Source organism: Paenibacillus sp. FSL L8-0333, assembly GCF_037965665.1.
GTDB classification, from domain to species: domain Bacteria; phylum Bacillota; class Bacilli; order Paenibacillales; family Paenibacillaceae; genus Paenibacillus_AQ; species Paenibacillus_AQ odorifer.
In genome coordinates, this window is sequence record NZ_CP150186.1 from 4,051,002 (window position 1) to 4,063,267 (window position 12,266).

9 protein-coding genes are annotated in these 12,266 nt (G+C 43.1%); 2 read left to right on the forward strand and 7 right to left on the reverse strand.

Annotated features, from left to right (window positions below; translation table 11 throughout):
- Nucleotides 1-4: 4 nt before the first annotated feature.
- Together NYE72_RS18030 and NYE72_RS18035 are read right to left on the reverse strand one after the other, a co-directional pair.
- Entirely contained in the window at nucleotides 5-1,042 is a 1,038-nt protein-coding gene (locus tag NYE72_RS18030; protein ID WP_076098945.1) for an ROK family transcriptional regulator, read from the reverse strand.
- A 234-nt stretch (nucleotides 1,043-1,276) separates the two neighbouring features.
- Nucleotides 1,277-3,388 (reverse strand): glycoside hydrolase family 52 protein, encoded by a 2,112-nt coding sequence (locus tag NYE72_RS18035; RefSeq protein WP_076098944.1) that lies wholly within the window; start codon nucleotides 3,386-3,388, stop codon nucleotides 1,277-1,279.
- Between the two features lie 173 nt (nucleotides 3,389-3,561).
- Here NYE72_RS18035 and NYE72_RS18040 point away from each other — a divergent pair, with 173 nt between their 5' ends.
- The gene (locus NYE72_RS18040) at nucleotides 3,562-4,476 is read left to right on the forward strand and encodes a helix-turn-helix domain-containing protein (protein ID WP_076274957.1); all 915 of its coding nucleotides are present in this window, start codon (nucleotides 3,562-3,564) and stop codon (nucleotides 4,474-4,476) included.
- 76 nt (nucleotides 4,477-4,552) lie between these two features.
- Here the strand turns inward: NYE72_RS18040 and NYE72_RS18045 are convergent, their stop codons facing one another.
- From NYE72_RS18045 to NYE72_RS18065, 5 genes are all read right to left on the reverse strand, one after another.
- A complete protein-coding gene (locus NYE72_RS18045; RefSeq protein ID WP_170914270.1) occupies nucleotides 4,553-5,389 on the reverse strand; it encodes a carbohydrate ABC transporter permease in 837 nt (278 codons plus the stop codon).
- A gap of 1 nt (nucleotide 5,390) precedes the next feature.
- A complete protein-coding gene (locus tag NYE72_RS18050; RefSeq protein WP_076098942.1) occupies nucleotides 5,391-6,329 on the reverse strand; it encodes a sugar ABC transporter permease in 939 nt (312 codons plus the stop codon).
- Nucleotides 6,330-6,412: 83 nt separating this feature from the next.
- Complete coding sequence (locus tag NYE72_RS18055) at nucleotides 6,413-7,762, reverse strand: extracellular solute-binding protein (protein WP_076098941.1); 1,350 nt, start codon at nucleotides 7,760-7,762, stop codon at nucleotides 6,413-6,415.
- A 202-nt stretch (nucleotides 7,763-7,964) separates the two neighbouring features.
- Nucleotides 7,965-9,746, reverse strand: a complete 1,782-nt coding sequence (locus tag NYE72_RS18060) for a sensor histidine kinase (protein WP_076098940.1) — start codon at nucleotides 9,744-9,746, stop codon at nucleotides 7,965-7,967.
- 32 nt (nucleotides 9,747-9,778) lie between these two features.
- Nucleotides 9,779-11,380 carry a response regulator gene (locus tag NYE72_RS18065; RefSeq protein ID WP_076098939.1) on the reverse strand — a complete coding sequence of 534 codons (1,602 nt, stop codon included), beginning with the start codon at nucleotides 11,378-11,380 and terminating at the stop codon, nucleotides 9,779-9,781.
- A gap of 324 nt (nucleotides 11,381-11,704) precedes the next feature.
- On the opposite strand from NYE72_RS18065, the gene NYE72_RS18070 reads away from it, so the two are divergent.
- Nucleotides 11,705-12,187, forward strand: a complete 483-nt coding sequence (locus NYE72_RS18070) for a MarR family transcriptional regulator (protein WP_076098938.1) — start codon at nucleotides 11,705-11,707, stop codon at nucleotides 12,185-12,187.
- The last annotated feature ends 79 nt before the right edge of the window (nucleotides 12,188-12,266 follow it).

Here is a 12,266-nt window from a genome sequence, read left to right on the forward strand (position 1 = left end):
CTCCTTAATTGTTCTCATCTATTTGTTGTGAAACTAATAATCCTAATCCAAGACTTTGTAATCCATTCAGATAATCACGCTTCAAGTTACTCACCGCTAACGCTGGAAGATGCTCCTTCGGAACGTATGTGGCACTTCGCTCAGCGATTTGATTAAGCATAGCTGGAGCTAATTCATCCTCACAAAAAATAATATAATGCGGATTCAAAATAGAAGTCATAGTAGCCACTAATCGACTAATCGCATCCACGCTTTGATTCGATTGCATATTTGATCCACCAGGATCTCCAGTTAATGCCTCTATGAAATTTCTATTGTCATACTGGGGCAAGAATTGAACTTCCCCTGAAAAAAACGTCTTTCCTCGCACAATTTCACCATTGACCGCGATCCCAGCTCCCGGACCATTTTTCCCTAAATACAGATACATTAGAGAAGTATTCTCTTTCAAATTTCGTTGCGTCATATAGCCGATTACAGCCGCATTCATATCATTTTCCACGATTGTCGGAATGGATAGTTGATCTTCTATGTGTTTTCTCAAATCTAAATTCTGATATTTCTCATAACCCGGAATCAGAAAAATCTGCCCATGATTCACCGCACCTGGAACTCCAATAGCCACAGAATGGATTTTAGGATTGGCCTTTTTTTCATCTTCAATAAGCGTGACCAGTTTACTAACATCTTCCTCAAGAATACTGGGCAAACTCCCTTCTTTGATTACCTCACCAATGCAATTATAGATGGTATAATTCGTTTCATTTTTTTCCAAAAAAATAGCCATACCTAACCGATAATTCGGATTGTAGGCATATCTTATTGCCCTTCTTCCACCACTTGACTCATCCAGACCGCTGACCGTTATTTCCCCTGCCTCTTCCATCTGCATTAGAAATTTACTTATCGTCGGGAAACTATATTGTAATTTATGGCTTAACTCTGCCTTCGTTGCTCTTCCTAGTTCTAATAATGCTGTTCGAATATTTCGGATAATTTCAGATTTCATTTGCAGTGAAGGAAGTCGTTTCTCACTCGCCATGGCTCTCCCACCCTCCCACCTATAGTCATACTGACTTATTAAACGCGTTTAATAAGTCAGTATGACTATAGCAGCAATTAGATCTAACGACAAGTTAATTCTTGAATGAAGACCCTTCAGTAGGGGGTAGATTGAATCAAGGAGGGGGCGTCGACACAGTAAAAATACTAAGAGGGGTAGCCCCCTCTCAGTATTTTTGCATATCCCGTTTCTACTTATTGAAACTATCTACTCTTATTTCTCATCTAACCACAAAATCGCTGTAACGCCACGCGGATAATATTTACTGCCCGTGATCTCACCGGAAATAATCTGATCGCTCCAGCTCCAAATCGACAACTCCGGATGGGTAAGCCAAGCTACGTGAGCACGATCCGCTGCCGCTCCCCGTTCCTCCCATTCCAATCCCAGAATGCTGCGGGCGATGAACTGGGAGAGATAGATTTTGCTGAGCCAGCTATTGTTGCTAGTTGAGGAGATTTTCCAGCCTCCGTCTTCGAATAAGCATACTCCCGGCTGTAACACCGCATGCAGATGCTTGTCGAGTGCGCCAATATAGGCGGCGAACCGTCCATTACGATCAAGAGCTTCTTTGCAGCCTGTAAAGTAAGGGAACACAAGGCCTTCGATAGCCGGAATGATCTTAGAGTCATTGCCTTCTCCAATGACAGCCGGAATATACCCGTCTGCTGTAACACTTGCCACCATTGTTGCGGCGCATTTTTCAGCCTGATCACCTGCTGTTTTGGACTGTTCCGCACGCCCATGCTCTGCAAATATTTTCTCCATAGCCAAGTAAGCAGCCCAGCATTTTCCTGCCAGATAAATATTGTTACGAGCCTGACCTAAAGACACATCCAGACTGTCATACGTAGTAATTTCTGCTCCGCCCATCGTACGTGAGCTATCAAGCCCCATGACACCATTTCTTTGTTCAGGATCTGGATGATCGCGATTTACCATGCTATCCAGGCATTTCTCCATAATACTGAGATTACGTTCCATCCAGCTCCGGTCGCCTGTATGCTCTACATAAGTTGCTGCACTCAGCACCCAGTTAACCAATTGTTCATGTGTCATATGTGAGAAACAACCATCAATGCCATAGACCTCATAAGCAGAATATCCCGGACGTGAAACTACGTTGGCTACACCCATATCATGTGTGAAGCTAATTCCACCTGGATACTCTGTATCATCACCCGGGAAACGCACCGTATCTTCGTAGCTGAATCTTTCCACGAACATATCCAGTTCATTACGTACAGTCCAAGGATTCAAACGCAGCTCATAAAATAACTGATCGACGGTAAGATCGAAGGTATTCATCATCCGGTATTCGCCTTCGTTGACGATCCAAAATGGCTTATTCTTGTAGTCCAGCAATTGCGTGGAGCCATAATAACTACGAATCGCATGCGCTAACATAAAGGTTTGATCTGCGGATAGGTCATCATGAGTAAATCTATCGTTAGCTTGCTCCGCTTCTTGCTTAAGGATATCAAATCTAGCTAATGCATATGCAGCCACTGCCTCTATATTGTTGAAAAAATGATTATAATAATAGGAAGCATCAATTCCTGAGGTGACATAACCTGAACGGTGAAAACAGATAGCAAAGCGGTAAGTTTCTTTTACTCTGGCTGGAACATCCATGATCAAAGCACCGACTCGTCCCAGCCCAAAGGTCCAATTCTCCTGCAGCTCCTCCGTTAGAATATCCTCCATTGTGAAGTGCAGTGCGGACTTTGCAGTTCCTTTTTCCGCAGCAATTGCAATAAATCTTCCTTGGCCAACGCCAGTAATCTCCGATGATACATCATCCAGTCTTCTCATTCCGCTATACACATCTGTTCCCTGAAAACCAAAGAATGCACGGCGCGAGGTTGCGGATGAGGTGTTGTCCACTTCGAGTTCAACCAGCACTGCAGGCAGCAGTACATCCTTCATTTCTTCTATAGAGGCAGTTTCTGGATCGGGTACAGAACGAACGGGGGACAGAATCCGGAAGGTCAAATCACCCGCACTCCAGCTGTCTGTGGCTACATGAAAATCTCTGGAAATCTCACGCTCTTGAAAAGGGAACAGAATATTCTCCTTGTCAGGATTAGGATCCGGATTCTCGATATCATAGCGTTTGCTCTCGTCCTCTCCTCCGATCTCATGAAATGGCAGTGTGTCATATCCCTTCCCATCAGCACGTTCTAATCCTATGAATATATTTTGTCTAGGTGGTTTTCCAATCTCCAGATCGAAACCTCCACTAGCTCCTTTGAATCCTAAAGTGAAACTCGCAAATGCACCGATCGGTGAATGATGGGCATTAAAAAATTGATTATGCGACATTAATAATAACACTCCTTCCAGCATGGTCCCGGATACTACCGGGCTATATCTCCATGTTATCGATCTTTCCGGAAGTGCAACAGGGTTAAAGCCTTCTATTATTTGGGCAAATCAAACATCAACAAAAACCTATGTTATAATGAAGCCAAACTTTACAGTAAAAGAGGATTGAAATGATCTCGAATGATCCCGCTTTTCATAATTCTATTGATGGCCAGATGGCTCCAGACATTCAAGCGGCTTTCCATATCTTCGCCGCGCATTGGAGAAAAGTAAATCCGGATTGGCAATATCCCGTACACACTCATCCTATGTTTGAGATTAACGTTGTACTGCAGGGTGAGCAACATATGACGGTCGGCAATAAATCTTTTATCCAGCAAAGCGGTGATATTTTGTTCATTCGTCCTGGTGTAGAACATAGCAGCCTCGGTTCGAATGCTAGTCGTGACATGACTTATTACTGCCTGCATTTTGATATTGATGATCTGATTTTACGGCGAGCTTTACTAACAGCAGACGCTGTTAGTCTAAGTGGGAATACCCCGGAGCTGCGAGCCATTCGTTCCGCTCTAGATGTCATCATAAATTCTTCCATCCTGTCAGAGTCAAAGGACACACACAGAAATCGCCTGATTACATTGCATGCTTCGCTGCAACTTCTAACCGCGCTCAGCGGCTGGGTACTTTCGGAGATGCCCCTCCTGGCAGATACAGAAGCTACGGAAAATACCGTCGCCTTAGCTAACGCCATCGAAGGATTGCTGCAAGAATCTGTCTCCTCCGCTGCAAGCACAGGCGAAAGAGGTGGCGGTATTGAGCACATTGCGGCAAAGCTTGGATACAGTACAACTCACTGCAATCGTGTTTTCCACCAAATTTATGGCATGTCGCCAAGACAATATTTATCCCGCTTGATCATTCGTCACGCCAAACTGCTGCTAATGGATAATAGCCTATCTGTCGAATCGGTCGCCCACCGGCTGGGGTACCGGGATGTGTCCCATTTCAGCAAGCAATTCAAACGCTGGACAGGTCTCCCGCCAATGGGCTACCGCCGTTTAACCGCGAATCCAAATACGCTTTAGTGATTGTTTCGCTTACAAAAAAAGGGATGTACCCCGCAGCCCACTAAGTGGTTACAGGATATATCCCTTTTATGAATTAACCCTTCGTTGCACCAGACGCAATCCCCTTAACAAAATACTTCTGCAAGGCGATAAACACAATCAGCACAGGTACAACCGACATTGCTGTTCCTGCAAAAATCATATCCCAACGTGAGGAGAATTCTCCGATATAACGGTAAATTTCCACGACCATAGTTTTAGCCTGTCCTGAAGGCAATACCAGCATCGGCATCAGGAAATCATTCCAGATTCCAAGTCCGTTTAAGACCACCATACTGGCTGTGACGGGTCCTAGCAGCGGGAAAACAATTTTCCAGAATATCGCATAACGAGAACATCCGTCGATCTCCGCCGCTTCTTCAATTTCTCTAGGAATGCCTTTGACAAAGCTTGTATACAGCAGGCATCCAAAGCCCACCGCACCGGCTACATAAATTAGAATTGGACCGGCAAGGCTGCCGTATAACCCCAGCATTCTAAGCTCTTTAAACAGAGGAATCATATACGCCTGAAAAGGGATCATCATTCCTGCTAAAAAGTAAACGAACATGAACCGAGTCCATCTGGCATTTCTGCGTTCAATTGCGTAGCCGGCCATCGGAATAATCAAGACCTGTGCCGCAATAGAAACTGCTGTCAAAATCAGACTATTCAGAATAGCCCGTGGAAACTCTGTTTCGGTTAACAGATATTTAAAGCTGTCCAGATAAAGGGTTTTCGGAAAAGCGATTGCATCCTTCATAATCTCTGCATTACTCTTGAAGGCTGACATTAAATTAAAGAAAATAGGAAAGAAAAAGATAATAGCCACTAATAATGTAACAATGAAAAGTGCGATTTGCCCAACTCTTTTGCGTGTCTGCATCGTCATCTTAGAGCTGCACCTCCCGCTTCTGGAGAACCTTCACTTGGAAGACTGTAATGATGAGTATGATTAAGAACAAGACCATCGCCAGTGCAGTACCAAAACCTTGTCTTAATTCACCAAACCCGACTTTATAAATAATATAAGTTAATGTCTCCGTCTCAAAGCCCGGACCACCATCGGTCATGACGGCAATCTGATCAAAAATCTTCAAGGCGCTGATCATCGATAATACCATACATACAGTCATTGACCCCGCAAGCAGCGGAAAGGTAATATGCCGGAACTGTTGCCAGCCCCCTGCCCCATCAATACTGGCCGCCTCATTTAATTCCTGCGGAATGCCTTGCAATCCAGCGAGGTAAATGATCATATAATAACCCGCGCCTTTCCAAACGGTAGACAAAATAATCGACAGCATCGCATATTTAGGATTGCCCAACCAATCCACAATCCAGCTTCCGAGTCCAACAGACTCCAGGATCTGATTAAATACACCAAAGTTGTAATTCAGGATCATCGCCCAGACGAAACCCATTACGATCCCACTAAGCAACGTAGGGAAATAAAATACACTTCTGAATAAATTCCGGAACCAGCGTACCTTATCGACCATCATAGCCATTGCAATTGCTGCAATATTCTCTAGAACAACAAGTGAAATGGTCATGATCATCGTATTTTTCAGTGCGTTATGCACCCTTGGACTATTCCAAATTTCCACAAAGTTAGCGAAGCCGATATACCTTACGTTGTCGCTAATGCCATCCCATGAGGTGAAGCTTAAATAGACACTCCCTACCGTAGGGACGATAACGAACAAGGTGTACAAAATAAATGATGGCAATATGAACAGCAGAGCGTAGGACTGCCATTTTTTCTTTTTCTTTTTCTGCTGCTCAGTGCCTATCAATGACTTGTCAGCATTTACTGCGGATGTAGCCATGGCTACTCTCCCTCCCTTAAAGACCGCGCTTGTTAAAAAGAGAACCTCTGCAGCAGCAGAGGTTGCTCGATCAGGCGCTGCTCTTACATCTGATTAGCTTTCACTTGGTTGTCATACTCTGTATCCGCATCTTTCATGTACTTCGCTACATCTCCATCTTTTACCACGAGATCCTGCAACAGTTTGTAGTACCAGTTACGGAACTGTGGAGGGATTAGATTGTCTCCCCACCAGTTATTGATCGCCAAGGATTTCACTACATTCGGGTCAGCAATAAGATCCAAAGCCACTTGCATTTGTTCACTTGTGTCATAGGTTACTTTCTCTTTTGTTGAAGGAATCGCATTTATGGTTGCTAAATAGTTCGAATACTGTTCTGGGGCGAAGAAGAAACGGATAAAGTCTTTGATGGCTTCTGTTTTGTCTGCATCCTTAGCGGCTTCAGCCGATAAAGACCAGCCTGCAGGTGACGGAAGACCTATGACATTGATTTTCCCTTCACGGTCAGGAAGAGCATAGAAGCCAAATTCAAAGTTCGGGTCCGCTTCAGCGATTTGTGTAAACATCCACGTACCGGAGTACAATTGTGCTGCTTTGCCAGAAACAAGAATCGAAGCGGTCTGATTGTCGCCCGTGCTGAGCCAACCTTTATCTACATAATTCTTGAACAATTCTTTGAAGTCCGTTATGCCTTGAACTACATTAGCATCTGTGAAGCTGACCGTTTTAGCGGTACGTTTGGAATTCCAATCTGCATCTTTCGAGTAGACCTCATCAATCAGGAATTTGTTAACCCAGAAACCCATATGGAAAATATCTTTTCCACCTACTACAATCGGAGTAATGCCCGATGTTTTCAATTTTTCTTGGATGGCGATGAATTCGTCATAGGTTTTTGGAAGCTCGGTGATCCCTGCATCCGCATATGCTTTTTTGCTGTAGATAATCCCTTGGGGAGCGTTCACTTGCAGCGGTGCGTTCCACACCTTACCATCCACTTGTGGTGGGGCTTCGAACAAATCTAGCAGATCGGAAGGCAGCTCTACAATCTTACCCGCATCGGCAAAAACTTCTGTATCACGCATTTCCACCAGGTCCGGGAATTCACCCACAGCATCCTTTGTTTTAAGCCAATCAAGATAGGCAGCGGATGAAGTTTCGCTCAAATCTTTAATAGTGACATTCGGATTAGCTGTTGTAAACTTTTTGACCGTATCTGAGATAGCCTTTTTAGTGGCCGGATCTCCGGAGGCGTAACCTATCGTAAAGCTAACCTCTTTTTTGGTCTCTTGTGGTGTATTTGAAGGCGTTTCGGATGCTGGCGTATCGGTTGCCTTACTCCCTGCATTATTATTATTTCCACCGCAAGCAGTCAAAACTGTTGTAGTGGCGAGTAACAATACGGATAGTTTCATCATTGTTTTTTTGTACATATCATAATAGCCTCCCCTTTTAGTGAACCGTGGAAACTGAAGCAAGATGTGCGCATCATCTCTCGAAAGCGTTTCCGTTGCTAATAGAATAGCATTCCTTATAAATAGTTAGAATGAACTTTTTTAAGCGGGATATGCGGTGAATTTAAGAATAAGTAAAAAAAGAACGAAAGACCGCAGTCTTCCGTTCATCGTCCATCCTTTACGCATTCTCCGAATCTGAGATTTTATAAGGGTCCTCTACAATCGGAAGCAACAATAGAATCGATGTCCCAATATGCTCCCGGCTGCTGATGGATAATCCGTATTCTGCACCGTACACTGTACGAATTCGTTCATGTACATTTTTTAGTCCAACATTTTTGCTAGGCGAACTAGGCTCTTCCAAGGTTTCAGCCAACTGCTGTACCTTTTCCTTGCTCATACCGATTCCATCATCATAGATCGTAACCAACAACATTTCATCTTTCTTTTCGATCGTCAATCCAACTGTCCCTCTGCCTTGACTGCGCAAGCCATGCTGGATAGCATTTTCTACTATCGGCTGAAGTGACAATTTCAGAATGTACCAGTTCAGATCCACTTCGGGTGAGAGATCGACTACAAGCTCAAATTTATTCTCATACCGCACAGAGATAATATAGAAATAATCCCGTAGATGCTCCAGCTCCTGTCGTATGCTTACCCTATCCTCTCCATAGTCGATTACATATTTCAACTGGTTAGAGAGCGATAAAATCATATCTGCGACCTCATCATTATCTTTATCCACCGCATTCATTCGAATGACTTCCAGGGTGTTGTATAAATAATGCGGACGAATCTGGCTTTTCAGAGCATTTAACTCCGTTTGCTTCTGCTTGATCTGGGCAACGTAAGCTTCATCGATATAGGCTTGTAAACGCTCGACCATTCGGTTAAAACCATGGCTAAGTCTACCCATTTCATCATTGCTGTTCACGACCATCTGGGTATCCAAATTACCGGATTCTACGATAGCCATTTGCTTAATTAAGTTCCGAATCGGAGCAGCCAGCCGCCTTGAGAACCAGACGCCCATGATGATCATTGCAATCGCACAAATAAACATCGCTATAAACACCGTCGTACGGGCTGAAAAAAGCTGATCGAATAAATTCGCCCGATGAATTCTGGCAGTCACCGTGCCTTTAAGAAAAGGAATCTCTTCACTGAGAACGATCATCTCCTCGTCCTTTTTAGCCCGAAAAGCCTCTCCATTCGCTGACCTTGTCTCATTCGTGAAATATACATTTCCGTCGCCATCCAGCAGAAATAATTCATCCTGTCCCCCCAGATTTAATTCTCTGAAGAACTGATTAAATAACGAAACATCCACGTCCATAAATAAGGTCCCTACTATCTTGGGATCTTTGGTGACACGCCCAGAAATATCAATTAAAGTACGGCCGATAGTGAACACACTGCGCTTTGAACCTGTGTAATATTCTTCGGAATGGGTAGGGAAAATTGCCACTTGTGAAGGATTTGGAGCCATTTTAGTTAACCACTCTTGATAAGGCAGCAGATCAAAGTTGACCCCTCTGTTTTCTTTTTCCTGATAGTAGAGCTTATCGTCTGACTCCCTATGAAAATAAACACTGGTGATGTAGGAATCACTGTAGAGAACTGTTTTTAGAAAGGTTTCAATAGGAATCGTATTGATCTGCTCCAGCTCATTTACATTATAGGTTTGATTCTGTGAATAACTCTCGATAAAACCTTCATATCGTCCCGTATACATCAGCTTAGAGACCTCATTGTACTGATTGAAGGCAGAATTCAGATTATAGCTCATATATAGTACCATTTGCTGCAAATTACTTGTTGTGTAACGCTCGACATATCCGGAAAAAGTCTGCACAGAAATGTAGCTAAGTGCAAAAAGCGGAATTAGGCCGACTAATAAAAAGGAAGCGGAGAATTTAACAAATATACTTTTGGATCTTCGGCCCCAGATAAACATGAATGAAGGTATCCCCTTTGCTATCCATCTGACTATTGGCTTTTGAAGGATTGCTTATATTCTTGTGGCAGCTTGCCATATTTCTTCTTAAACATATCGCTAAAATGCCGGGCATTGTTGTAGCCTACACTATCGGCAATCTCATAAACCATCATATCGCTTTGCAGCAATAAACGAAGGGCATGATTCATCCTCACCTCAGTGACATAATTCTTAAAGTTCTGTCCGGTATGTTTTTTGAAAAAGCTGCTGAAATAATAGGAATTCATAAACATCATCCCTGCCATAGATTCCAGTGTAATATTTTCTGGATAATGCTCCTCAATATAAGCCTTCACCTGGGAAAGCTGCTTCAGTTCCTTATTGCCCATGCGACTGGCAATTTGCCCAGACATTTTGCTCAAAAGCACACGGAAATCTTCCTCCACCTCTTGAAAGGTAGAATAATTAGCCAATCGTTCAAGAATCGGATTTGTATCCTGAAGTGAGGGCCCTGCCTCCACACCAAATTGAATAAGCTCCTGTTCAAGCTGCAAAAATGTATTGTATACGGTAGAAACGGCTTGGTTTCTATTTCCGTCTGCCATCTGCCGGATCGTCTGAAATAATCGCAGGCACTCCTGCTCAATTTGTTCTTTATGTTGTGATTTCATGGCAATCCCAAGGGCGGACTGGATTTCATGCAGCGGAGTTTGAATCAATGATTCACTCTCATACCTGCTCTCTTTAACAGAAATCACACGATTAGGCCCTGTAAAATATTTATAATTTAGCGCTTTCAAAGCTTGACGATAAGATTCATCAGCATCATCCATACCGTCAACAGGATTGCCTACTCCAAGGGTCACCTTTAATTTCAGAAAACTTGTGATTTTGTCATGGAGATCTAAGGCAATTCCCGCTGGTTCCTCAGCATGCTCATGCTGGAGCAGGATACAAAAACGTTCCCCTTTACGGAACATATAACTATTATCGCTTTGCTCCACGGTTTCTTTAATAATGTTAGACAGTGCAAAATCAATCAGCTTACGTTCGCGTTCTTCCCATCTGGAAGGCTGCCCCGACGATTCGTCCGTCTCTACCAAACAAATACTGACGTAGCGACTTAGCGCAATAATCCCCATATCAAGCAAGGTGTCTGCTGTCCCCTTATTGCCGTCCGTCAGCTTGTCGAGCAATTCTTCGATCGTTAATCTGCGGTTTCTCTGTTCATAATGGTTTAGCTTCTCTTTGTTGCGCTCGCCTTCTGTTTCTTGACGAATAAGGGAAACGGCTTTGCTCACAACCTGTTCCAGCTGGTTTTTGTTCACGGGCTTCACCAAATAATCCAGCGCACCATATTGCAGTGCTTGACGGGCATACGTAAACTCTTGATAAGCGCTTATAAAAATAACCTTCACCGCTCTGCCAGCTTCATGAATCTCGCGGATGATATCAATCCCTGTATATCCTGGCATGCTTATATCACTAATAATCAGATCAGGATCACAATCCTCGATCTGTTGTTTCAGCTCTATTCCATCACTGGCCTCTCCAACAATGGTCAGTCCAAGCTTCTCCCATGAAATCAGTTTTTTTAGGCCTCGCAAAATCACCGGTTCATCATCTGCGAGCAGTACCCGGATACTCTTCATTATGCAGTCCTCCTACCTTCGAGAAATCATCCCACAGCTGTCCAATCATCTTAATCTTATGATAACAGACAAACAATCTTTGGTGCAGCTTCAAGCGGATGAACTTTCTTAAGAAGAAACCGCAGTTTCTTAAGATTAATTTATTTAAGCTTAAAAAGGTGGCGGGCGTAACTGCGGGGAATGTTTGGACTTCCGCCGTTACTGCTCACCTGTTATTTTTATCTAAAGTTCAATAAAACAAACTATCCTCTACTTTAATATTGTTGAAATAGAAACAAAAAATCAATATAATTTGTTAATGTAAGAGCGCTGGGAGGACAGGCCATGAACAAAGAAGATCAGGTCATGATGGGTTTCAGGGACGTATATAACAAGATGGTTTGGCTTAATAAGGATAAGATGGAAGACAGTCTTAAGGGTTATAAACCTTCTGAAGTACATTGCATCGAATACATTGAAAAAAATGCAGATTCCAACGTCACAAAACTTGCAGAGTCCTTTTATATGACTCGCGGTGCCATAAGTAAATTAACTAAGAAGCTCATCCAAAAGGGCCTCATCGAAAGCTACCAAAAATCGGATAACAAAAAAGAAATCTATTTTAGGCTTACTGAGCAAGGGAAAGTAATTTATAACGTCCATGAGGACCTGCACAAAGAGTTCCAAGAGCGGGATAAAGCCGTATTTGAGCAGGTAACTGAGGAGCAATTTGACAGTATGCTTAGCTTCGTAGAAAAGTATAGTAGACATTTGGATGCAGAAATAAAGAAACAGGGTATAGATTTTAATCCGAATAAATTCGAATAATGAAAATGAAACTCCATGCAGCCGGGCTCTTATGAGTAAGGCTGCATTTTTATGTTCAATATTTTGTTGACACGGAAAC

Bases quoted from the DNA above. Each gene is read 5' to 3' on its own strand.
- NYE72_RS18030 (WP_076098945.1), bottom strand. From the start codon at position 1,042: ATGGCGAGTGAGAAACGACTTCCTTCACTGCAAATGAAATCTGAAATT.
- NYE72_RS18035 (WP_076098944.1), bottom strand. From the start codon at position 3,388: ATGTCGCATAATCAATTTTTTAATGCCCATCATTCACCGATCGGTGCA.
- NYE72_RS18040 (WP_076274957.1), top strand. From the start codon at position 3,562: ATGATCTCGAATGATCCCGCTTTTCATAATTCTATTGATGGCCAGATG.
- NYE72_RS18045 (WP_170914270.1), bottom strand. From the start codon at position 5,389: ATGACGATGCAGACACGCAAAAGAGTTGGGCAAATCGCACTTTTCATT.
- NYE72_RS18050 (WP_076098942.1), bottom strand. From the start codon at position 6,329: ATGGCTACATCCGCAGTAAATGCTGACAAGTCATTGATAGGCACTGAG.
- NYE72_RS18055 (WP_076098941.1), bottom strand. From the start codon at position 7,762: ATGTACAAAAAAACAATGATGAAACTATCCGTATTGTTACTCGCCACT.
- NYE72_RS18060 (WP_076098940.1), bottom strand. From the start codon at position 9,746: ATGTTTATCTGGGGCCGAAGATCCAAAAGTATATTTGTTAAATTCTCC.
- NYE72_RS18065 (WP_076098939.1), bottom strand. From the start codon at position 11,380: ATGAAGAGTATCCGGGTACTGCTCGCAGATGATGAACCGGTGATTTTG.
- NYE72_RS18070 (WP_076098938.1), top strand. From the start codon at position 11,705: ATGAACAAAGAAGATCAGGTCATGATGGGTTTCAGGGACGTATATAAC.